Annotated in this window: 18 protein-coding genes; 7 read left to right on the top strand and 11 right to left on the bottom strand. The window is 37.7% G+C overall.

Going from position 1 to position 24,670, the window contains the following annotated elements; genetic code table 11:
• Nucleotides 1–24: 24 nt before the first annotated feature.
• Genes ACY8D0_RS05110 through ACY8D0_RS05100 form a run of 3 tightly spaced genes read right to left on the bottom strand, consistent with a single transcriptional unit; the run spans nt 25 to nt 3,109 of the window.
• Nucleotides 25–1,551 carry a tripartite tricarboxylate transporter permease gene (locus ACY8D0_RS05110; protein ID WP_462409393.1) on the bottom strand — a complete coding sequence of 509 codons (1,527 nt, stop codon included), beginning with the start codon at nt 1,549–1,551 and terminating at the stop codon, nt 25–27.
• Nucleotides 1,552–1,578: 27 nt separating this feature from the next.
• Complete coding sequence (locus ACY8D0_RS05105; RefSeq protein ID WP_462409392.1) at nt 1,579–2,031, bottom strand: tripartite tricarboxylate transporter TctB family protein; 453 nt, start codon at nt 2,029–2,031, stop codon at nt 1,579–1,581.
• 58 nt (nt 2,032–2,089) lie between these two features.
• Nucleotides 2,090–3,109 (bottom strand): Bug family tripartite tricarboxylate transporter substrate binding protein, encoded by a 1,020-nt coding sequence (locus ACY8D0_RS05100; RefSeq protein WP_462409954.1) that lies wholly within the window; start codon nt 3,107–3,109, stop codon nt 2,090–2,092.
• Nucleotides 3,110–3,556: 447 nt separating this feature from the next.
• On the opposite strand from ACY8D0_RS05100, the gene ACY8D0_RS05095 reads away from it, so the two are divergent.
• The 7 genes from ACY8D0_RS05095 to ACY8D0_RS05065 all read left to right on the top strand — a co-directional run bounded on the left by ACY8D0_RS05095 (nt 3,557) and on the right by ACY8D0_RS05065 (nt 9,142).
• On the top strand, nt 3,557–3,886 hold the full coding sequence (locus tag ACY8D0_RS05095) for a TerC family protein (RefSeq protein WP_462409953.1): 330 nt from the start codon (nt 3,557–3,559) through the stop codon (nt 3,884–3,886).
• A 192-nt stretch (nt 3,887–4,078) separates the two neighbouring features.
• Complete coding sequence (locus tag ACY8D0_RS05090) at nt 4,079–4,600, top strand: DUF6431 domain-containing protein (RefSeq protein ID WP_462409952.1); 522 nt, start codon at nt 4,079–4,081, stop codon at nt 4,598–4,600.
• A gap of 40 nt (nt 4,601–4,640) precedes the next feature.
• Nucleotides 4,641–5,996 carry a DDE-type integrase/transposase/recombinase gene (locus ACY8D0_RS05085; protein ID WP_462409391.1) on the top strand — a complete coding sequence of 452 codons (1,356 nt, stop codon included), beginning with the start codon at nt 4,641–4,643 and terminating at the stop codon, nt 5,994–5,996.
• The gene (locus ACY8D0_RS05080) at nt 5,989–6,789 is read left to right on the top strand and encodes an ExeA family protein (protein WP_462409390.1); all 801 of its coding nucleotides are present in this window, start codon (nt 5,989–5,991) and stop codon (nt 6,787–6,789) included. Before ACY8D0_RS05085 ends, ACY8D0_RS05080 begins: the two co-directional genes overlap by 8 nt.
• Nucleotides 6,786–7,031, top strand: a complete 246-nt coding sequence (locus tag ACY8D0_RS05075) for a DUF5348 domain-containing protein (protein ID WP_462409389.1) — start codon at nt 6,786–6,788, stop codon at nt 7,029–7,031. The genes ACY8D0_RS05080 and ACY8D0_RS05075 overlap by 4 nt, the downstream gene beginning before the upstream one ends.
• A gap of 153 nt (nt 7,032–7,184) precedes the next feature.
• Nucleotides 7,185–7,412: a hypothetical protein gene (locus ACY8D0_RS05070; protein WP_462409388.1), complete on the top strand. Its 228-nt coding sequence runs from the start codon at nt 7,185–7,187 to the stop codon at nt 7,410–7,412.
• Nucleotides 7,413–8,209: 797 nt separating this feature from the next.
• Nucleotides 8,210–9,142, top strand: coding sequence for a homing endonuclease associated repeat-containing protein (locus ACY8D0_RS05065; RefSeq protein WP_462409387.1), 933 nt, complete (start codon nt 8,210–8,212; stop codon nt 9,140–9,142).
• Nucleotides 9,143–10,168: 1,026 nt separating this feature from the next.
• Here ACY8D0_RS05065 and ACY8D0_RS05060 read toward each other — a convergent pair.
• The 8 genes from ACY8D0_RS05060 to ACY8D0_RS05025 form a co-directional block, all read right to left on the bottom strand.
• Entirely contained in the window at nt 10,169–12,499 is a 2,331-nt protein-coding gene (locus tag ACY8D0_RS05060) for a tetratricopeptide repeat protein (RefSeq protein ID WP_462409386.1), read from the bottom strand.
• Nucleotides 12,500–12,646: 147 nt separating this feature from the next.
• Nucleotides 12,647–13,831, bottom strand: a complete 1,185-nt coding sequence (locus tag ACY8D0_RS05055; protein ID WP_462409385.1) for a dynamin family protein — start codon at nt 13,829–13,831, stop codon at nt 12,647–12,649.
• A 90-nt stretch (nt 13,832–13,921) separates the two neighbouring features.
• The gene (locus ACY8D0_RS05050; RefSeq protein WP_462409384.1) at nt 13,922–16,165 is read right to left on the bottom strand and encodes a dynamin family protein; all 2,244 of its coding nucleotides are present in this window, start codon (nt 16,163–16,165) and stop codon (nt 13,922–13,924) included.
• A 12-nt stretch (nt 16,166–16,177) separates the two neighbouring features.
• Nucleotides 16,178–17,854: a dynamin family protein gene (locus ACY8D0_RS05045; RefSeq protein WP_462409383.1), complete on the bottom strand. Its 1,677-nt coding sequence runs from the start codon at nt 17,852–17,854 to the stop codon at nt 16,178–16,180.
• A gap of 276 nt (nt 17,855–18,130) precedes the next feature.
• Nucleotides 18,131–19,912 carry an Hsp70 family protein gene (locus ACY8D0_RS05040; RefSeq protein WP_462409382.1) on the bottom strand — a complete coding sequence of 594 codons (1,782 nt, stop codon included), beginning with the start codon at nt 19,910–19,912 and terminating at the stop codon, nt 18,131–18,133.
• A 19-nt stretch (nt 19,913–19,931) separates the two neighbouring features.
• Entirely contained in the window at nt 19,932–21,377 is a 1,446-nt protein-coding gene (locus ACY8D0_RS05035) for an Hsp70 family protein (RefSeq protein ID WP_462409381.1), read from the bottom strand.
• A gap of 111 nt (nt 21,378–21,488) precedes the next feature.
• The gene (locus ACY8D0_RS05030) at nt 21,489–22,922 is read right to left on the bottom strand and encodes a hypothetical protein (protein WP_462409380.1); all 1,434 of its coding nucleotides are present in this window, start codon (nt 22,920–22,922) and stop codon (nt 21,489–21,491) included.
• Between the two features lie 35 nt (nt 22,923–22,957).
• Complete coding sequence (locus ACY8D0_RS05025; RefSeq protein ID WP_462409379.1) at nt 22,958–24,634, bottom strand: Hsp70 family protein; 1,677 nt, start codon at nt 24,632–24,634, stop codon at nt 22,958–22,960.
• Between the last annotated feature and the right edge of the window lie 36 nt (nt 24,635–24,670).

Raw genomic sequence — 24,670 nt, 5'->3', positions numbered from 1 at the left:
GAGTTTTTGTAAAATTTAAAATTATCAACCTTCCACATTGATCACGACCCTCTTTCCTTTTCTCTTCAAAATTAACGGCACAATAAGCCAGAGAAGAGTGATTAGAAGAAATGCCAGCGAAATCGGCCGTGTGAGAAAGATACTATAATCCCCATTGGAAATCGTAAGTGCCCGTCGCAGATTATTTTCGACCATTGGCCCTAGAACAAGTCCAAGTACAAGCGGGGCAATCGGATAATCGTTTTTACTTAAAAAGAAACCTGAGATGCCACAGGCTAATAAAAGTAATAAATCATACATCGATACCTGTACCGCATACACGCCGAAAATTGATATAGCAATAATCATTGGAATCAAGAATTGTTTTGGTGTTTGAATAATTTTGGCAAAAACCCGAACAAGAGGCAGGTTGAGAATTAACAGCATGATATTGCCGATAAACATACTTGCAATCAATCCCCACGCCACCTGGGGATGTTCCTCAAATAATAATGGACCCGGTTGCACATTATACATCATTAAAGCACCCATTAAAATGGCAGTTGTACCAGAACCAGGTATCCCTAATGTTAGCAGTGGAATCATGGCACCGCCAGAAGCTGCATTATTCGCTGATTCGGGTGCCGCTACCCCTGCTATGGTCCCCGTACCGAATTTTGAAGGATTTTTTGAGATCTTTTTTTCAAGTATATAAGAAAAGAATGATGCTAGAGTTGCACCTGCACCAGGCAGGATCCCAACAAAGAAACCGAGAAGAGAACCGCGGGCAATCGGTCCGGCTGATTCCTTAAACTCTTCTTTAGAAGGCAGTAAATTCTTGATTCTAGCAACCTCTGCATCTTCCTCTTCTTTTTCCAAAATGGTTTTGAACACTTCACCCAGAGCAAATAACCCAACTGCAATCGTTAAAAACTCCAATCCTTGATAAAGCCATGGTATATCAAAGGTAAATCTAGCAATACCGGAAACATTATCAATGCCAATTGTCCCCAGCAACAAACCACAAACGGTCATAATGAGTGCTTTTGTTACAGATTTTCCTGCTAGTCCACTAACGGCACCAAGCCCTAATAGCATGAGCGAGAAATATTCTGCTGGCCCAAATTTCAAGGCCACATTGGATAATGGTTTAGCTAAGACGACTAGAGCTACGATTGTGACAATTCCGCCTACAAAAGATCCAATTGCAGCAATCGATAGGGCACTTCCCGCTCTTCCCTTCTTAGCCATCTGATAGCCATCTAATGTAGTAACAACAGAGGAGGATTCCCCTGGTGTATTTAGTAGAATAGAAGTGGTTGAACCACCGTACATGGCTCCATAATATACACCAGCCAGCAAAATAATCGCACTGGTAGCCGCTTGTTCAGGAGGCAAACTTCCTGTCACCGATGCCGTCACGGGAATAAGCAAGGCGACACCACTCATTGGCCCAATCCCCGGAAGAACCCCTACAGCAGTACCAATTAATACTCCAAAAAATGCAAACAATATATTGTACCAAATAAGTGCAGTACCAAAACCATTAAATAAATATCCTAGTGTACTCATTGTTCTTCCTCCTTTCTTTTAGCTTGATTAAAACCAAATTGGCCAGCTTGGAAGTGTTCCTTTTAACACTTCAACATATAGAATATAAACAACACCTGAAAATAAAGCGGAAATGATGATTGATTTCAAGACATTTGCACGTTCCATGGTCTGAAAACATACCAATAGAAACAAAAATGTGGTAATGACATATCCGATTGTTTCTAATGTCAAAACGTAAATCAATGTTGCCAAAAAGATGATTAAAAATGGCTTATATTGTAATGTTCCCCTCTCCCCTTGAGGCCCTCGATACAAAAAGGTTTCCCAAAATAAGCGAATACTTAATAACACCAAAATAATTCCTAACATTAAAGGAAAGATATCGGGACCAACAACACTACCATAAGAGGAACTTGCGATATGTCTGCTGCCGATAATGAAAAGTACACCTACTGCTAAAAATAACACCGATGCAAAACGATCAAATTTAATGTCCATTCCCTATCCTCCTTTAGAAAGATAAAGGAAGGAGAAAGTAGACTCCTTCCTGCATTTGTTACTTCTGCATACCCAATGCAGTTAATAATTGTTTGACTTGTTGGTCCTGCTCGCCTAAAAACTTTTTGAAATCATTGCTGTTTTTGTACTCAAGCTCCCAGCCCTGTGTTTCAACTTCTTTTTTCCATTCAGGAGATTTCACTAGCTTATCAATGGTTTTTTCCCAATATGTTTTCGCTTCTTTAGACATTTTTTCAGGTCCAAATACACCGCGCCAGATAGTAAATTCCGCGTCAATTCCTTGTTCTTTGGCAGTTGGAACATCCTTAAAATCACCGGATAGACGCTTTGTTGCTGTAATTGCCAACACTCGAACCTTACCGGCTTTTAGAAATTCTTTTACACTGGAGGCATCTGTACCAATGACATCAGCATTCCCGCCAAGCAGTGCAGTAATGGCTTCTCCACCGCCATCGTAGGAAACATATTTAATTTTGGTAGGATCGACGCCGTATTTATAAGCTGGAAGAATCGAAATCAAATGATCCATTGACCCGGGGGCTGAACCACCTGCAAAGGTAAGTTTGCTAGGATCCTTCTTCACTTCATCTAAAACCGATTTTAAATCCTTAAACTTAGAATCTGCCTTTACAACAATCGCTCCAAAGTCCTTAGTCAGCTGAGCCAGAGGTGTCGTATTTTTGTAGCCATATGGGCTGTTTCCTTCTTTTTTCAGGTTGTTAATAATAATTGGCGGTGAGTTGACAAACAGCATATCATTATTAGCCGCTTGCTGGGTTGCGTATTCCGCCATAAAAACGGCACCGCCTCCACCCGGTTTGTTTTCAACCGTTAAAGGCTGACTGACTAGCTTTGTTTCAGCAAGCACTTTTGTAAAGGAGCGTGCTGTTAAATCCCATCCACCACCAGCGCCTGATGGAGCAACAACGGTAATGGCTTTGGTTGGGTAGCCTGTCCCTTCTTCTTTTTTGCCTGATTTTGTTGTCTCTTTACTGCTGCATGCCCCAAGACTTAAAGCCAATGCTCCAGCACATACAATTGCTGAAAGTTTTTTCATTGAAAACATTTCTTTTCCCCCTTTGTGAATGCTTTGTAAACGTTTTCTTAATTTTATAAAAATATTTCGGGTTTTAAAGTTTTTACATTTAAACAACATTAAAAACTTTGCCGCCATTTTGTTCATAAAGTTCATAGATTTTTTAAAAAAACTCTTACAGAAAAACTAGGATCCTTAAAAGATTTCCTAAAAAATAAAAAAATCGTCAAGCCATCCATTGATATAACATAGTTTGACGATTTTTTTGATATTTTTAAGGCCTTATTTTATTAACACTTTTGTCGAATATACCAATATTTGGTTCATATTGTTTTTACCTTGAACCAACAATACATGATATATCCTTATCATAGACGTTCAAAAAATAAATAATTACGGGGGAATCAATCAATAGGGATTATTATCGGGTGATAATGCAGTGGTGATCGCATTAGCTGAAATCGAGCCATTTTCGATGGAACTTTATTAGCGATTGTGTTAAGGATTCTAGGAGCAACAGTTTTAATTCAGTTTCTAGGATTACCATTCCTGCAATTAGCAGGCGGTTTAATCTTGTTGCGTATCAGCTACAACTTAATAGCACATATAGAAGAAGAAAATACGAATATTAAAGCATCAGATAAAGTGATCCGGGCAATCAAAACGATTGCGATTGCCGATTTCGCTATGTCTATTGATAATGTGATTGCGTTATCAAGTGGTGCGGAAGGAATTGAGCCAATTATCATTGGAATTGCGATATCCTGTTTTTGCTATTCTAAAATGACCGAAAGTTGACGGTGTTGCCTGTCCAGAGTTAGACGGTTATAATGTCCATAGATACATATTTCGGAACATTTCGACATTTAAAATTCTGGAGAAAGGAAAAGACGCCTCCCATTATGTATATCTGCGCCAACAGATATACGGGAGACGTCCCCTAAAAAAACTATATGGTTATTGTAACAGATTATAAGCTAATTGAAAACAATGGAGTTTTTGGTTAGAAGTGCGGGGAGGACTCCTTCGCCCTGTTGTGGGAAAAGCATGAGCGTTATTGGTACTAGAGAAAGAAAAGCAAGAGAAAGTTCTGGAGAGACAATAGTATATAATATTCGGCGTTTAGGTTGTGATCAATGTGGCCGGATTCATCATGAATTACCAGATTTCTTAGTTCCATATAAGAGATATAAGGCAGAGTGTATAGAGTCGGTTCTTTCGAACCCCTCAACACATGATGTTCCAGCTGATGAATCTACTTTATTTCGTTGGTTTGAATGGTTTCATTATTTCGTAGATTACTGGGCTAATTGCCTCCTATCTATTATGCTTCGAACTAATCAGGATAAGGTCCCTTTGCATCTGACGTCCGCAAATGCAGAGACTGCACTTCATAGAATAGGACGAATGGTCGGGAATGCCCCTAGATGGCTGGAGAGAATTGTCCGGCCGATTGTAAATTATAATTTGTGGATACAGACCCGTTCCGCATTCTTGTCCGACGATAGCTGATTTACACTCATGATAATCACTTATATAGAGGAGTGTTATCATGAGGGATCAAAAAAAGGCAGAAGAAATCGCAGTACAACGGTTTCAGCTTATTGCCCCGCTCCTAGCGGAAGGGCTAGATGCTGGAAAAGCAAAGGAATTAAAAAATCATATATGTAAGACCAGCGGTCTGTCTGAAAGGACAATTAGACGTTATCTTGAGCAATATCGTAATGAAAGTTTTGAAGGGTTAAAGCCAAGAAGATTCTCGGGAAAAGCGAAAAAAGAGGCTATTCCCGAGAACCTATTAGAGCAGGCAATTCTGCTTCGTAAAGAAGCCCCTACCAGAAGTGTGGCACAAATTATTCAGATACTCGAGTGGGAGGGCTTGGCTGAATCAGGACAGCTGAAACGTTCTACCCTTCAAGAAAAGTTAACCGAACGAGGATATAGCACACGGCAAATGAAACTCTATTCTCAAACTGGAGTAGCAGCAAGACGATTTCAAAAGAGTCATCGTAATCAGCTGTGGCAATCAGATATTAAATTTGGGCCTTATTTACCGATTGGACCGAATGGCTCGAGAAAGCAGGTCTACTTAGTCGCTATAATAGACGATGCGACCCGATTTATTCTGCATGGCGCCTTTTATCCTACCCTTGATTCAAGGATTATAGAGGATGCCTTTCGTAATGCCATACAAAAATACGGTGTTCCAGAAGCCGTTTATTTCGATAACGGTAAACAATACCGCACCAAGTGGATGTCTCGTACATGTTCCAAATTAGGTACGAGACTAATCTATACAAAACCGTATGCCGCTGAGTCAAAAGGCAAAGTTGAACGTTTTAATAGAGTGGTAGACTCTTTCTTGGGTGAAGTGGCCCTAGAGAAGCCAACTACCTTAGATCGTTTGAATGAGCTTTTTCAAGTATGGCTTTCAGAGTGTTATCAAAATAGATCGCATTCCGGCCTTGGTGGAAAAATGAGCCCTGAGACTGCTTTTCGAAGCGATAAAAAAGCACTTCGATTCATTGACCCGAATAAACTAGCGAATGCTTTCTTGCATTGTGAGACTAGGAAAGTAGATAAGGCTGGATGCATTAGTTTTATGGATCAAAAATATGAAGTAGGTCTCTCCTTTATTGGTCGTCAAGTGGATGTTGTCTATGATCCTGCAGATTTGGAAGAGTTAACAATTGAATACGAGGGTTATAACCCTTGGAGAGCAAAAAAACTGGTGATTGGAGAAAAGTCCGGAAAGCGTCCAACGTTGCCTTCACACCTCCAAACAATTGAAGTCGATTCTTCTAGATTGCTTAAAGCTGCCGAAAAGAAGCATCAAGAAAGAAAAGTCGAACAAGCTCCAGCTGTTTCTTTCCGTGCAGTTTGGAAGGAGGATGGCAAAGATGTTTGAGGGCTTTTACGGAATGGAATATACTCCTTTTACAAGGGATGTCCCTACCACTCAACTTTATGAATCTCTTACGATGCAAGAAGTTTTGGGCCGGTTAAAGTATGCGGCAGAAAGGCAATTATTTGCCGTATTAACAGGCGATTGCGGTACTGGTAAAACCACAACAATCCGGAAATTCGTCGATGGCCTGGATCAGGGGAAATTTCAAGTACTGTATTTATCTGATTCGAAGCTAACTCCTAGGCATTTTTATAAAGGATTATTAGAACAGCTAGGTTCAGAAGCTAAATTTTATCGAGGGGATGCCAAACGGCAGCTGCATCGTGAAATTGAGTTAATGAGAGAGATTCATGGAATTCAGCCGGTTGTCGTGGTGGATGAGTCACACCTTTTAGATCGAGAAATGCTTGAGGAAGTTAGATTTTTACTGAATTTTAAAATGGACGCGCAAAGTCCGATGGCTCTTATCCTTGTGGGTCAAAGTGAATTATGGGATCGTTTACGTCTTCAATCATACGCAGCTATACGTCAACGAATCGATATCCAATTCAAACTAGGTCACTATGATCGAGCACAAGTGGATGCTTACGTCTCACGACATCTAGAATATGCCGGCATTGACCAACAGATTTTCTCAGATGGTGCTTTAGAAGAGATTCATCGGTTTTCTGGAGGGACACCGAGACTTATTAATAAATTATGTACACACAGCCTCCTATATGGAGCCCAAAATGGGCGTCGTATCATTGATGATCATATGATTAAGCATGTCATTCAAGGAGAACTGTCATGAGAGAAATAAAAACTTGGACTGAGATGGAATATAATGGTTACCTCAAGTATTGGGAGTATTATTGGGCTGAGGGGACAAGGCTCTGCAAGGTGCCCCTTGGTGAATCTTTCAAAATCCACCTTGGAAATGGATTAGAAATACCGTGTCAAATTGAATTTGGTAAGGACTGGTACATGATTATTGGTCCCAATAAGACAAAATTTTATTTAAATCCAAGAGAAACCTATCAGATAGTCATCTAGTATAAAATTAAGGGAAGCAGCTGTAGTTTGACTGCTTCCCTTAAATATTGGACATAAAATCCGTCAAAAACAGGACAAAATACCCCGTCAATATTCTGACATTTAAAAGAGTTATTAACAATATCCATCTCTATCATTATTTTTGATTGCAAAATGTTAACGAGTCTAATGGAGAGATTCCCAATCATTGTTTATGCCGTTGCAGGATTATTAACTTATGCTGCTGGTAAAATGATGGACGAGGATAAGGGATTAGAAAAGCTTTATATCAATATTCCAGAATCACTTCTTTCTATTATTTCAATTGCAATGGCGATTATTTTAGTGGCGGCAGTGTATGTGAGGAACAACATGGCTCGAGAAGAAAAAGCCACTACCTAATCAGGAAAAGTACACGGTTAAGGGTTTATACGATAAATAATCCAATAAAAAGGCCTCATGAAATTAATAATTCAACAATTTTGAGGGCCTTTTTCACGTTTTAAGAAATGCTTTCGTTACGCGGGCCAGCTGCTCGGGTGTACCCTTGCTCATCAGTTTGTCTATTTCCCTCGGCACAATCCGCCAGGAAATGCCAAACGATTATGACATTCAATCATTGTGATTACAATGGACACGTATACACATTTATTGCCGAACATGCAAAAAGAAGCTGCCCAGCAGTTTGAGCAGCTCATTAAGTAACAATTATATATCAGATTGACCATGTGTCCATTTGGAGTCCACTTATGTAGTTTCACGGATTCTCAGGTACAAAAACCTTCTATTTTTCAGCTTCTAAATTAGCCTCAGAATCCCTGATATATCAAGTTTGGCGGGACTGCGTGGGAATCGAACCCACCTGACCTGGCACGCAGGTCACAAGCAGTTTTGAAGCTAGCAGTTGTTAGATAAGAAGAAAATATAAGAATGGAACGAAAGCTAGATTTTAAAGGCTTTTCGACATTTGCAGATGATTGTGGTGTCTCTGGAGTAATAATAAATTTACGGTATGTGTCCAGATGGTGTCCACTTGGTGTCCAGGTTTTTTCGTTTTAAAAATAACCATTTTTATGGTTTTCTAACAGCCTGAGGCATTAATAATCAGATATTAAAATTTCACTAGGGCTATTTTGATCGTTTATTGTTACCGACATTTTCTTAATATAAGACAATAATTTAGGAATGATGGTGGCTCAATGTGGAATAAAGAATATATTAGAGAAACTGTAAAATTTAAAGTTAATCAATTTATTCAAAAAGAAGGAAGGGTACCAACCAGGTCAGAATGGGACAAATTAATAAACAGTCCCTCCCGAAGTACAATCAGGGTTAAACTTGGCCTTACCTTTAATCAATTACTCACTGAACTTGGATTTGACCCAAGGTTTAAAAGCCCACACAAATACGATAAAGAAGAATTGCTGAAATACTTAAGGTCATTTTATGAAGAATTTGAAAAGGTTCCAACAGCTGATGACTTAAGAATGCATCCAAATCAGTACCCAAATCCATCAAACTATCAAAAACAATTTGGTACTTTTGATAATGCTATACGTTCGGCTGGTTTTGAATCAAATAAATGGCTTGATCAAGAATTTTTAAAATCAGAAATTTATCGATTCATAAAAGAACATGGACGTCCACCTACGAAAAATGATTTAGATTATTCTAAAGGATATCCGTCTGCAAAGGCGTATAAAAGAATATGGGGCGGTGTAAATGAATGCTTATTAGCAATGAACCTTACCCCTGTATCTATTGAGAAGCCTAATGCCTTTAGTAAAAAAGTAATCGCTGCCGATGGGGATATTTGCGACAGCAGAGATGAAGCATTTGTTGATGACTTTTTATATTTTCATAGCATCCCTCATCAAAAGAAAAATCTTTGCTACCCTTATCATGCTGATTACAATAAGCGTGGTTTAAGAAGATGTGATTTTATCCTTAAAGATAAGGATGGAAAATCTGTTTACGTAGAATATGCAGGGCTCTTTTATAAATCAAAATATCAAAAAAAACTAGAAGAAAAAATCCTAATGGCTGAGGAACTTGACCTGCAAATTATCATAATATACCCTTGGGAACTTGGAGTATTAGAAGAGATTTTTGCTAAATGGTTACCTGAATAAAAATTTTAACCATTTCAAAATTTATTTTGGCACTGAACCCAACAACTAAAATACTTATTCATAAGAATCTGCATTTCTTGAAAATGGATTTGCAGATTTTTTTAACTTTTTTTAAGAATGGACCGAAAAACTGCAAAATTGAGCGTATTATATAGTGTCGGGTATTATTTAAGAAAATCTTTCTTAATCCAGAATTTGTTGAATTACCGCAAAAATGGTGCTATTCCCCCATAGAGAATAACTCATTTTTATAAGTTTGAAAAAGCCCCAATTTTAGACTTGATGGTAATTTAATCTAATTATTAGCACTTTTTTTTGCGGATTATTCGGTGGAGGATTATATTTTCTTATAAAAAATTTTTTAATGTTCTTAGCATTGTCTGCAACATTTTGATTTTCCTCTGTACCCATAATTTCTATTCGAAGTTAATTACGGTGAGCATACATTACTTGTTCTGAAGAATGCTGTGAACACTATTAGTAACTCTTCAATAATCCTGTAAATATACTCCAACTCCCTTTGTCCTATTTAATAGACATTGACCATGACGAAATGCATGATTTAACCGTAAGTTTTTTAGTGCCTACGGTTTCAACAAAATAATGTTGAAAGAGAAGATTTATAAACACTGATGGAATTCTTAGAAAAAGCCCACTTAAATGAATTAAGTGAGCTTTAATTAACAGTATAATTTTATTTACCTAATCAAACTTTAGTGAACTGACTTTGTTTGAGGAATAAAGCAAGGTAATAAATTATTCTTCTATCGCGAGGGTATATGTCAATCGAACTCACCAGCGACTACAAGAACTGTTAAAGGAGTTTTCTACAATCATTTTAGTTTTTCTATGCTTTTTTTACTTTATTAACTCTTCGTCATTAGCGTTATAATTGTAAGTCATAAGACCACCCATCATCATTCTTTGACAAGTAATACCCAATTTCCTTCTGCATTCTCGGAAATAGGTCTGACCTACTGTAAATCCCCTCATATTCTATAACCTATTCAATTGTTAACCATCATCTTACATATAACGATGCTGTATCTCCAGTACCATCTGAATATACGTTTCTTTTGCTTTTGAAAAATTTTGTTCAAGGAGGTACTTGTATCCTTTTTGTATATACTTTTCCCAGATATATTGGTAGACATGAAGTGCATCTTCGCTCGAATCGATTTTTTCCACTAAGGCTGGAGCCATACTGTAATATTCCCGAATTAATCCTGGACCCTCATCCTGCGTAATTAGCCATTGATCGCGAAATTTCTTGAATGCGAGAATTTCCTCACAGTTATCTTCCTTTCCAAGAGCTTTACATGTAGCAGTTGTCAAAAAACATCCCTTCGATTTGCTGCTGTAGGAACTTGAGGATGAACTGCTATAGCTGCTGCTTGAACTGTAGCTCGTAGTATAGGCCTGTTCTTTCTTTTTTTTCTCTTCCTCTAAACGAGCAGAAATTTTGATCTGATGGGTTTGGCATTTATTATGGCCCAGTTTGCTGCCTCTTTCGTAATAGGTAAGTGCTGTATTCATATTTATCATTTTACCTGTGCCTGTTTCATACATTTGTCCTATCAAAAAGTAAGCCTCTCCAGTAGAACATTTTAATAAGTTTTCATAAGACTGGTCATAATCCTTATTGTAATAATAGGAAATCCCAAGAATCTCTTCCACTTCATGGCGATTCTTTGTTTCATCTAATTTGAGATACTCTTTTGCATAGTCAATTGCCCGGTTATAATCTTTTTTATGATAAAAATGATCTGTAAGAAGAGCAATAGCTTCAGAATGCTCAAAAATAGCAGCGAGTGATAGGCGAAAGATCGCCTCCTGCTCTTTTTGTTGACTCAGAAACATACTCCCTAAAATAAAATTAGCATCCCTGTTTAAATAATCCCCTAAATAGGTTAATTGTTCCTCAGAAAGTCTTTTCTTAGATTCATAGAAGTGAAATAAGCAGCCGCTCGCTTTTTGATTTCCTTTTTCGAGAGCCAAACTATAAAATTTCTCCGCTTCTGCTTCTTCATTTTGGCTTTCATAGTACTGAGCCAATAAAAAAAGAGTATCAGGATCATCGCTGTCTTTGAATTTTAAAACAAAATTGAAAACCTGAAGCTCTTGAAACCCTAACTCTTCTTTATATCTTATTTTAGCAGCCAATACTTCAGGATCAGCCTGATCCATCAAATGAATAGAATCCAGTAACAATTTAGGTGGAATATCCCCTTGTTTATTATAAATAGACAGCAATAGTAAATTGGCTTTTTTATAGCCAGATTTGATAAGCTCTTCTGCACCTAATTTTGCCTCTTCAAATTTTTCAAGTCCTATGTAAGATTTACTCAGCCTATAAAGAATTTCTAATTGGTGTGTTCTTAATTCTCCGCTATTTGCAATTTCTATTAATTCTTCCTCTATTTCACTCAAAACCGATTTAATCTTCTTTATTACTTTTTGTAATCCTTCATAGGTAGATGTCGCTTTATCAATGTCAAGCTGAATTCCGTTCCGCAGCTTAGTCAAACCGCTTTTATCATAGTGCTCGAGCATAAGCAGCGTACGATTTATTTTTTCGATTACCGTAAAACTGTTCATACGTTGCCTGTATACGTAAGCACATACCTCTTGGATGAGCTGCTCACTCCGCCGGAACAGATCTTTTCGGCTGCAAGGCTTATTATAACCTTGGAGAACCTCTAAGAGTTCATCGCTCACGATCGTATAGTCAAGATTCATATTTTCCAACACATCAGATAAAGGAGCATTGTCTTCATGAATCGTATGAAGCAGAACCTTCTTGTTATATCCAATCGTATTTAAATAACGGAGAGGCTGATCCCAACCGCTTTGAAAATCGATATTTACAAGAAGGGCATCTGTCCGTTCAAGAAAACTCATGAAAGTTTCGTGATTATTTGATGCTAACGAAAAATCAACATAGGCTATATGTTCATGAATGAATGGTGTCTCACTTAAAAAATGAGTGATTACATTTCGCAAATTCATATGATATTTCTGTGTTAAGGTATCAAGCAAAACTCTAAGGTCGTGCCTGCTGATTTCCTCACGCCTATTAAACGTATTGTACAAATACATCATCTCATCATCACAATGACAATGAATAATAGGGATATTTCTATTTTTCTTCACCAAAAGCTCTAGGTTGCGTCCAGGGTGAATAATCTGATCATAGAACGCTTGTCTCGAGTCGACGGAAGTATGCATAACTCCAATAACCGTTTTTTCCCTTAGCTCAGGAAATCTGATAAAAAGCTGAAGCTGTGTAATAAAGCTTTCGATTACTTTAATAAAGGTTGCTTTTTCTGGATACTTGGAGTCATCAATAATGGCCACTAGCTCTTGTTTTATTAAATCCTGCAGCCTTTTAAATGGATCATCTAAATGGTGGCTATCTACCTCTGTTTGAAACACTTTTGAGAGAATCTCAATATCTTTCTCTAGGGTTTGTGATTCGTTCATCTTACACCTCCATCCCCGTTTTCAGCTTATTAATGTAAGCGAATCGATCTCTTTCATCAGATTTGAAAATCTGGTTTTCAATGAAGCATATTCCTTTTTCAAGTCAAGATGGGCAGAAATACTAACTTGAATCGCAGAATAAATACCTGCCAAATCACGGAATTGACTAACCTGGCTGGTATAAGATAATAGCTCACCAACCTCTTTTTTTTGTTGCAGCATCACGGCCTCAGCTTCTTTAAAATAAGTGTCGCAACCTTTGATGGCTTCTGCAAACTCATCAATAAATGTCATTCCTTTTCGAAGTGGTTTATTTGCATACTCAAAAAAAGCCGAGATAAATTCCCCTGTGTATTCTTTTTGCTCAAGCGAGGAATAGGCCGTTACACCAAATACATTAAGCCCTTTACTATAAATAATGTTTTTGGCATTTATCACAATTTCTTTTACCTGGGATTCCGGCTTAATATCTGCTTTATTAAATACAAATAAAATAGGGACATTAGCCCGCAGTTTCGCAATAAATTCTAAATCTTTATCCGTAATCACACCGTCATCGATATCTATCAGCCAAATAATAAAATCTGCGATCCTTAGTTGTTCTCTAGCAATATGTTCGTCTGTATTGCTTTCACTTTTGTACGACTCCGCCTTAGTATACCCAGGTGTATCCAATAGAATTAAATTTTCATATGGAAAATAAGGGGTCTGTACATTAATGTTTTTTAAGATTTTTGAAAAACTTATTTTGTAGCGGTTATAAAATTCATGGGACAAAGCTTTCAACGCCTCTTGATCGATGTCCAGTACCTGATTTCTAAATGTATAAGCGCTTAACTTCTCTGTCCCTTTCATCATATATGTTGGTATCGAGGTCGTTGGAGTTTGATCCTCAGGCAAAAGTTCCGTCCCAATGATGGAATTGAGAAATTTTGATTTCCCCGCACTGAATCCGCCACCAATTGCTAAGAAATTTTTACGGTTCAAGATTTGAATCCGATTAATCTCTTTTATTTTATCGACAATTTGGAGTAGCTTCTGATATACAGCTATTTCATCCTCCATATCAAATTTTCCGGCAAACTTGCGAAAATCGACTTGAATAAGACGCTCCAATCGATGCATGGCTCTTTTTAATTCTGTTGAAGTTTGTTTCGTTTGTAAAAGGTTAGATATTAAAATGAGTGCTTCTTCCGGATTATCCAAATACCGATTGGAAGCCTTAGGCTTCGTATATCCTTTATCCTTGTCTATGTCATCCAAAAAGTTCATTTCTTCTCCAGCCTTTTTCGTAGATTAGTCAATGACCATAACCCTTTTAACATCCCGATTAAGGTCCATTAGTAACTGTTCATAAGACTTCACATATTTTTCTTTTGATTCAAGCTGCTTTTGAAGCTCCGATAGCACATTGTTCATACTCTTTGCCACTTTATTCGTAAATTGTTTACCTTCATCCGTTAATAGATTGGAGACCTTCTTAATCTCATTTTCTAATGCAGCAATGGTTTCTTTCACCACTTTAGACATTACCTCATTTTGTTTCGCCACAAGCTTATGAATTTCGTCATTTTGAACTACACTTGCAGCAAAGGCTTCCGAGATCATTTCCTCATATTTACTACTATCCAATTCAATTTCCGGAATCGTCAGCTTGTTTAATAAAATTTCAATTGGATTTAATATCTCATTTTCCTTTAAACTACTATCCTTTAAATCCAATAATTCTAAAATAGCTTTTTTTAGCTCCTTGCGTAATCCATAAATGTCGATAATGGAGTGAAAAGTTTCAATTACATGTCTTTGGATGGCTACTGTATAATTTCGGACATTATCTATCACTTGATTTACCCGTGCATAGTGATATGTAACATTTTGATAATGATCTTTTTTCCATAGCCACCAGCCGGAAGAATGGGAATACTCACTTTTGCTTTCAGATGAAATGTCGACATTTTGATAATGTGATTGTGCTTCTCTTAAATCCAGCTGTAAATTCTTGATCTTTTTCTGGAAATTAATCGCTTCCTTTTGGAAGATAAAATCAACATCCGCCTTGGAACTATTGATTTTAGACGTCATCAGTTTATACTTTTCTACTAGCTGCTTTCGGTCATAGTTTGAAAGGTTATCTAATCTCGTGACTAATTCCGAATGAATCGTTTCAAGGATTTGCTTAAACCGTTTACTTTGTCCTGTGAGCGTATCCTTTAATCGATTCTTTAAAATCGTTTCTTTATCATTAATAATAGACTTAAATTCTTTCTCTTTGATTCTGTCAATATTCGAAAGATACATAAACAGCTCTGGATTCATTTCCATCGTTGGAAAAGTTATTTGCAAACGATGGACAACATGGCTTTCCAGCTCATCAAGATTCTTCAAGCCTTTATGGCCAATACTATATAAAACAGACGAAATAAATTGCGGCGGCATGTATTCCTTCAACGAAAGCAGCGTCTTGTTATTCGGGTTCTTTTTTAATTCTTCATTAACAATCTGAAGAGCATGACTGATCAGCTTATTTCGTAACTCCAAATAACCTTCTTCTAATACACCACCTGGTTTCAGGTTTTGCAAGGCATTATCGAATTTACTTCCAAGAATGATTCCCTTGCGAATACCTTCAGTCGGTAAAGTATTAACAATAAATTCTACATCATGGCTGCTCATAAAGCGGCTTGCTCTGCTTAAAAGAAAGATAGCATCACATTGCGCTAAATATTTCCTTGTGACCAGCCCCCTAGAAACAATAGGATCGTTCGTTCCTGGGGTATCAATAATTTCTAAATCCTTAATTCCTGGCAAGTCAAGATACACATTCGTGCTTTTCACAATCGGTGTCAGCTTGCCCGTTGCCCCAACGTAATAGCTGAGACGTCCCACTAAATCCTCGATGCTGTCAACTCCGGCGATTGTTTCTGTTGTGCCAAGGTAACGTTCAACATCAATGCCGTTTTTCAGCACTAGCTCGGTAAGCTCTTTACAACCCAACTTTTCTTTTGGCACTCTTTCTTCTACATATCTTTTAATTTCTTCATCAGACAGGGTAACAACATCAGTTGTAACAGAATCTCCTCTGTTTAAAATGAAGGAAGAAAAGGGATTGGAATGTTGGCTCCGTTTTTTCGCGAGTAGTTCATTCTTTAATTTTTCATATTCCAGGTCATATTGGCGGGAAAGGTCTTCAATTGTATCCCAATCTTTACGGCTGTAAAAAAATACTTCCGCCTTTAGCTTGTTAGAATAAGAGATTTTAGTCAGAGCGGCTGTCATCGGTGTCGGTGCTTCCGGTAAAATCTTTTTACCTTGAAATAGGAAGGCATTTACAAAAGAAGACTTCCCTGCTTTGACTTCCCCAACAATACCAATTTTCAGTGTTTTTTCATCACGGATAATTCCTTCGATTTTATCACGGAATTCAGATGAAAAGACGTGCAAATCAGTGAGCAAATGGTCGGATATTAGCTCTTTTTGAGGTAAATACTTTTCCGCTATGTCCTCATATTGACGAATCATTTCTTCATACTGCTGTTCCATTTCGACCGCCCCCTAGACTAAGCTTAGTCTCATATTCTCAAGCTTTTCGATATCCGCATTTAATTCATAAAGATACTCGGCCAACTCATTTTCTTTTTTCTGTTTACTTTCAATGGATTGGCTAAGTGCTGCTGATAAGCTTAGCATTTCTTCTTCCATCTCTTGCTTAAATTTTTCTAAAAAGTCATTCTTAACATTTTCCAGATTGTCCTCAATATTGCTTGAGATTTTATTAATGATTTGCGGAATAATTTGTGTTTCCACCTGATCCTTCAGCTTCTCAAGCTGACGTTCCTCGCTGCCAATCCCAAATAATTTTAAGAGATCCGGAAGGAAAAAGATAATGAGCTCAACCCACGGAGCAACAACGCTCGTTATAATCGCCAAGCCGCCAACAGATACTTTATAAATTTTTTCAAAACGTTTCATAAGCTCTGCGCTTTCGGCAATCTTGTTAAGTCCCTCTTGAACAAGCTCAATAGCAGCCCCTGCTTTTTGTGTAGTCGCACTGATGCCTTGAGCGATTTGATTAACATCGAGCATTTCTTTTGACATTTTGGAAACGAGGTCAGAAAAAGTAAGCTCTAAATTCTGATTAGTCGAAGCTATTAAAACCGGACGAATAAGTTCATTTACTTTTTGATTAAAGGAGGTCTCTCCTGCTTTGGCGCTAAGCGCAAGCGAGCTGGACTCATTCATTAAAACATTCCGTACATCCCTTAAGATATTCTCCTTCACAACATTGCGAATTTTATATGTAATTTGTTTTTCTTCCTGTTGAAATTTATTGGTTAAGCCTTTGATTTTCACTTCAATTTCCCGGATACGGGCATTAATTTCGGTGGTATCAACGTCGGAGTTTTTGGCAATAACCTCAAGGTTCATTTTAACTCTGGAGGTAAGTTGAATCAGCTCGGGCTGAAATTTCTTCTTAAAAAGTTCGTCCTTTTTAAAGGATTGAATTGCCTTTAGAAAACCAGCATTTCCATTTTCTAACCGGTCAGAAGCAACCTCAACCATGATTCCTTTTGATATCCCTTCTACCACACTCTTTACGTTTTCTACGACTTTCTTAATTTCCGACTCAGGTCTTTGGTCCACCTTATTTACGATGACTGCATAGTTTAATTGGTATAAATCAAGTTCATATAAAAAATTTAGTACACTTGATTTAATTGATCCGTCCTCAGAGTCAACAACAATAATAAACACAATTCCTTCTTTTAAATATTGAAAAATGGCTTGGTTGTGCTCCTTAATTCCTGAGTCAAATCCAGGCATATCCACTAAAGTTACATCACCCAATTCCTGTATCTTTTTGTTTTGCAGATATACTTCAATGAATTTATATGTACTTGCATCTATTTTCTTAATATCTTCCAGCGGAAAGGTTTCGGTTTCACCTGATTGTTTATGCGCAACAATTTTATTTTCTCCGTATTTAATTTCTGCGGCTATAGCCGTCTCAGGTGTTATTTCGGTTGGCAATAGCTCCGTTTCCAAAAAGGAATTTATAAGTGTGCTTTTCCCGGCATTAAACCCGCCAACAATTGGCATCTTCACTGAAAATAACTCAATCTCTGAAGCTATATAATCTAAGGTTGTTGAAATCTCTTCTGAAAGGTGGTGTTTAACTGCAATTTCCTTAAGTTCTTGAACTCTGTAAACGTAACTCTGTTTTTGATCCACAACGATCACTCCGTTCGTGTATTAGGTTAGTAATGGGCATTTTCCATTGAAAAAGAAAAAGCACAACTCAGTTTATGACTATGATTGAATTGTGCTTTTCGGTTTACGATTACTTAACTGCAGCTAATGATGCAACCTCTTCTGCGATATCGTTGATGACCTCTACAAAGCGATGGTATTCAGATATTAAATAATGCTTTCCACCAGTGAAATTTGCAAAGTCACGATAATAATTATAGTTTGGCGATACAACAAAAGTTGTAATTTCCGCCGCTTTTAGTACAGCATCATTGCTTCAAAGGTTGTTTCTGGCTCATCACCGCCATAATATCTTGGACTGTTGGTAACATCCCGTTTAAATTGATCGATGTTTTGAGTCAAATTGTAAAGTTTTGGCTGCTCATCGTAAGTTTCATCACCATAAACCAGTAAGCCAAGTTTTAGATTAGCGCCAGACCGCTGAACTTCGTTTGCGAAATCATGACATGTCTGCTTTACCCCTTCAATATATGGATTCATACTTCCTGTCGTATCAATGACAAAGTAAACATGAACAGGTTTAGCTACTGGCATCTCCATCGGTTTTTTTTTTTCCATCACGACTGTTTTACTGGATCCGGTTTTCTTATCAGTGGCTGTAACGGTTAAAATTCGACTTTCATCAAATTCGAAAGTAACATCAATGCGTGGCACACCTTTTGGAGCCCGTTCTATATTATCAAGGATAAATCCTCCGTAAAATTCATTTTGGTGGACATCCGCAGTCTCTTCCCCTTCATACACGTTAATCGCGATTGAGGTCTGGTTGTTCATGACCGTTGTAAATTCTTTTGTTTCCTTCGTAGGATAATAGCTTCCTTTCATAAGAATCGGTTCAAATTCATCATCTACAACTTCAATTCCTAAAGAGTGAGAAATCATATCTTGAACAATATCACCTAATCCATGGGCGGTATTGTAAGCCAATTGTGCTGCTCCCATTGCAACAATCTTTGATAGATCGATGTCGGAATAAGGTTTCTTTTTGAAAAAGTTTTGAATAAAATCTTTAACAAATGGCAGTTGGGAGCTTCCCCCTACTAAAATCACTCTTGATATCTCATCAATAGAAGTATCAGAATGATTCAGCAGCATTTTGACCTCTCTTTCAATCCGGTCAATCAGCTCCTCTGATTTATTTTCAAACTGCTCGCGCGTCACGATCATATCCAAGCTATGCTGAACACCATCTTTTTCATATAAATTCGCAACCACGATATTCGCAGAATCAGATTGACTTAATTCTTTTTTTGCAGCCTCTGCTGCTTGCATTAGTTTTTGACGTAAATTCGCATAGAGAGAAGGTTCAAGACCGGATTGGGCTTGGCTTGATAAATTAATACCTTGGGTCTTTCTAAGTTCTGAAAAAATCATATCTAATAATACTTCATCAAAGTCATCCCCGCCGAGTTTCTTATCCCCGCCGATTTGATTGGTAACATATTGGCGGCCTGCACCAGTACCTTTAACAGTAAGCAAAGAAACGTCAAATGTTCCTCCACCCAAGTCAAAGATAAATAGCTGCTCATCGCTTCCAGTAATTTCATGACCATAAGCGATCGCTGCAGCAACAGGCTCTGTTACAATTCGCTTTACTTTAAAACCTGCACGTTCCCCTGCTTTTTTCGTTTCATCAATTTGGTTGGATGTAAAATAAGCAGGAACGGTAATGACCGCTTCAATATCTTCGCTCTCATCAATTCTAAAATGCTTTTGAGCATTTTTATGAATGTGAGAAAGTAATTCCATTGCCACATCAGTTGGCGTAAAAATCTCCCCATCAATTGTCCATGATTTTTCCATATCTCCCATATAGGTTTTGGAAGAACTGATATAGTTTGTAGCATAAACAACGGATTTTCTCTTAGCCATTGAGCCAAATGACTTTTTGCCATCCTGGTATAAAAATACAGATGGCAAAACTTCCTCACGTCCAAATGAAATAAATTCATAACGTCCGTCAATTAAAGTACAACACACTGAATTCGTTGTCCCCAAGTCGATTCCTACTGTATACACGGTAAATCCTCCAAATCTATTAGTCTTCTTTTACTTCATCCTCTGCAACCAAACGACCACCTTTGTACAAACGGAAAAGAATCGCTCCTGTTTCATTTGTCCCTAATTGAAGCTTTACATCTGATACATCAGGTATATATGATGTAACATCGACCACTCCGATTTGGGAGCAATTTTTAAGAAGTGAGGAATTTCCTTGATACACTGCCACACTAGGTTTATTAATCGAATATAATTCCTCAGACCATTTACCGTAAGTCGTGTTTCTCGGAAGAATGGTCTTCATTCTGCCACCTTGATTAATTCCCGTACTGTGGCTAACCTTCTGAATTACTTTGAAGGGAGACTCCCCGGAAACAAGCATACCGCAATACATCGCTGCTCCTAATCCTACAAGTTCTTCCATATTTCGAGGTACAATTGGCCTCTTGTCAAAAAAATCTGAAATTAATTCTTGAACGGCAATAATCCTGCTGGAACCGCCGACTAATACTATATGAGGAATATCTTCCTTTTCAAGATCAATATCATCAAGAGTATCCTCCAGCTTTTCTTTTATTTTCACAAGTAAGTCCGGCTGAATCCATTCATCAAAAGAATCCCTTTCAATGATTTCATCATAGACTTCGCCCCATTCATCCTCAAAAAACAAAGGATATTCATCTTCATAGGTGAGGGCTTTTTTTAATTCTTCTGCTTCATGACTGATTTTATTGCGAAAATTGTCCATGCGTTTATCTGCAGGCTTTGTCGATAAATCAATTTTTAAAATAGAAATCAGTTTGTCGATGATTCTTTGGTCAATATCTTTCCCGCCCAGTTCTTTATGTCCATCCGTTGTAATTACTTCAATGCAAATTTTTCCATCCAGTTCAACCTTCTTCTCAAAAATGGTGATATCCAGCGTCCCGCCGCCAAAGTCAAATACCAACACTTTTTCCCGGTCCTGGATTTCCTTATTTTCAAAAATACCACATGAAAGTGCAGCAGCCACAGGTTCTTCTATTAAGGCAAGGACCGGCAGCTTTGCGATTTGGGCAGCTTGTTTAATTTTTTGCCGTTCACGGTGTCCAAAGGCAAATGGTACACTTACAACTACACCGTCAATTTCATTACCACCATACATATTTTCAACCCGTTCTCGGATGTAAGAAAAAATATCGGCTGCCACATCAACTGCCGTTTTTTGTTGATCGAAGATGGTTCGCTGCCAACCATTCCCTTCAATTTCCCTTTTTATCGCACTAACAAATTGGTGTGGATCCAATTCCATTTTTTTAATAGCAGGCGCACCAATTAGGTGCTCTTCATCACTGTCATAGAAAATCACATTTTCAATAGGACCTGCCTTACCATAGCCTGTACCAACCAAAGGCGGAACCATTTCAACTTGATTATTATTCTCCTTCCAACGTGTCACACATAATGTGGATGTTCCGAAGTCGATTCCTAAATAAATACTCATTCACCTTTCCCACCTTAAAAAGAAGAACAAGGTTGTAAACAATTCCTTGATCTATCATTCTTGTTAACTGGGATCTTGTTTCAGTCCAATTACTGAAACAAGATCTCTATTTTACAAACCATAAAGTTCACTATACTTTTGGAAATGATTCCGGTGCATATACGTCTTTACAGCAGGGTTTTGCGGAACGTTTTTACATATAAACTGATAAACGAGCTTGTCCATATGTGTATTTCGTTCAGCATACTCTAACACTTTTGTCCAAATGATCTGCTTTCGGTCACGAAGCAGAACCGTCAGAAAATTCACTTGGGTTTTGTCACTTAAATCCAACTGGCTTAGGAACTTATTCATATGGTGATCAAGGTTGGACAACTTTGAGAAACTAATAGCCAAATACTCTAATCTTTTTAGATCATCTGAACTCGTTTCATCTAAAGAATCCATTAAACCTTCTACATCCTCAAATTCAGCCTGAAACTCCATTCCTTTAAGGGCTTCCACATCATCCTCAAAATTCCCATGATAATTGGCATTTTCAAAATACGAGGAAAATCTTTCTTTTAGATACACACTTTTCGATTTTCCTAAGCAGTGACGGATAATTTGTCCTGCTTGAAAGGTATTGATTTTATTAATATCGTCATAAAACTTTCTCAATTCCTGATAAATCCAGTCATATTTATCTTCCAGCCCTTTATCCATAAGGATTTGATCGGCTACTGTCCGTAGAATCTTCAACCATTTTTTCATGGTATTAAAGACTAGTTGATCACGCACACCTTTGGGTTGCCTTGCCACCTTCTCTGTGGATGCTCTTGCTTTTTGAAGCAAAATTTCAAAAGCCGGAATTTTTCCGTTTCTTAGAACAGCCAGCAAGTTTTGCGGTGGCAGATCAATCTTCTCTACTTGTGCAACGATTAATTCTAAATGTTTTCTGAGCTTTTCTTCTTCTACGGTTATACGACTAAAAATAAAATCATCCCCGCCTAAAGCAGGATACTGTTTCAGAAAGCTATTCCATTTTGTAAAAAATAACGGGGAACCAGCATAATGTCCCAACACGCGCTGAACAAGGACCTTTAATCTTTTTAATCCTAAGTTGCTAGCATTTTCAAGCATTTCCTCTGCTTCCAGCGGATCAACAGTTTTTGCATAGTGGCCCAATAGGTTATTTCGGAAGATTTCCGGTACATCCAATTTATTTTCAGCAACCTCATTTAATAGTTTTTTGCTGAACTCAGGATGCACCTCTTTTAAAATGGGACGGAAGATGTTAGTAAAATGATTTTGCTTCATATCTTTAATCAGCCAGGCATTCCTCAGAATCGTTTTGAAAAATACATCTGGATGAAAATTTTCTGCTTTGTACTTGCTGTACATTAAGTCAAATTCACCTTTAGAAAGGCATTCTTTAATAAAGGCAATATCCTGGTTGCTGATATACATTTCCGCATCTCTTTCAAATCGTCGGTTCAATGCATCTTCAACACGCCGGTTCGCCAGGTGAATTTCTTTTAAATTATAAGCAATGTCTAAGCTCACTCAATTCCCTTCTTTCTCACTTACTCACCATTGGATTAGCTTCCGAAAATGGAACCATTCACTTTTAAGCGGTGAATTGTATCCTTTAACGCTTCACTTGGTGATAGTAAAACAGATTTCTCTTCAATGGTTAACTCACCATGCTCTAATATTTTCAAATGCACGGTTTTGTTGCGGTCTAAAGACCACTCAATCTTAATCATATCGTCTTTATCCACTGCTTTTCGCAATTTAAAAAATCTCCCGTCTATTGGTGTATAAGCAGCGGGATCATGTCCAAGGCCATAATATAAAAAGATGGGAATATCAATCATTTCTTCTTCAGGAACTCGGTATTCAAATACACCGTGTTCACCTGGATTTACCGTTCTTGAAATCATTACCTCAAAGGAAGAACCGACTTTGATTAAGATATCATCTGCCATCCTGTCCTGTAATTTTAGCTTTTTCACTTCAAAATGATCCTCATGTTGAGCAAATTGATAGATTGATGCACCCTTTGATACCGCTGAAACCGGGTCAATAAACTTATACTGGATCATGTCATAATCTTTGAAGTATTGACGAATTGTTTCTTCCACTAAATAGAAATTGGACATCCCGCCTGTAAATAAAATTTCACTAATGTTCTCGGGCTTAATATTTGCTTCCGAAAGTGTCTGTTTAATTGGTGCAAGCAGAGTTTCCCTGCCATCAGGATCTGTAAAGCAACTAAAAATCTGATTAAGTGTCTGATAATTTATTGTTGTTAACGTACTTTGCCCATCAATCACTTCAAACCCAACAGCCTGTTCCTGTTTATCACGACGTCTGGGATTGTCAATATATTGAGAAATTCGGTCGTTAAATTCAATTTTTGCTTTCTCTGCCTCAGAAACAATCCTTGCAATAATCCTGTTCTGCTCTTCAATGGATCGATTGGTAATCGAAGAGCGGGCCATTTCAAATTCGGATAAAAAATAGGCCCCCAACAACTGATCAAAATTATTACCGCCTAAATCCATACGCGGCGATCTGGCAACAATATTGATTTCAACGTCTCCTGTTACATCCTCCGAGATGTTGGCAATGCTCACATCCAAGGTTCCGCCGCCAATATCATAAACAAGGACATTCATTCCCTCTTCTGAAAGCTGTTCTTCCACAAATGCTTCGGGGTCATGAATATGCCAATAAAGAGCCGCTGTCGGTTCATCCAGGATGATAATATTTTTAAAACCCGCCAGACGTGCTGCGTTTTCTGTTGCAATTCGTTCATCATTATTAAAAGCAGCCGGTATCGTGATCGTCACATCTTCAACTTTTTCATTCAATTGCTTTTCTAATGAGAGTTTTATCGTTTTTAAATACAATGCCGAGCATTGCTTCATATCAAAATATTGAGAAGGCTTTTTCCCGCTGATGCTTGGGATCTCAATAGCAGATTCCCCGCCAATCCGCGTTTTCACACCTCTTACCGTTTGCATTGGACGGGTTCCGCCGCCGTAAATACTTTTTGCATATTCACCTGTATAAACCGTTTCATTATCTAAGTCAAAATACAGCACAGAAGGAAGCTCAACTGCATTTAGATTAGGTGTATAGTTTTTATCATATTGATAGATCGAGAGTGTTCTAAGCTTTTCGATCGGACTATCCATAAAGTCGTTGTACTCAATCAGGGATACCGTGCTGTTTGTTGTCCCTAAGTCTATTCCCACGAAATACGCCAAAGTGGTCATTCCTTTCATTACACAAGAATAATCGTT

Source organism: Neobacillus camarae (assembly GCF_054950115.1).
This window is presented reverse-complemented; position numbering and strand designations above follow the sequence as displayed.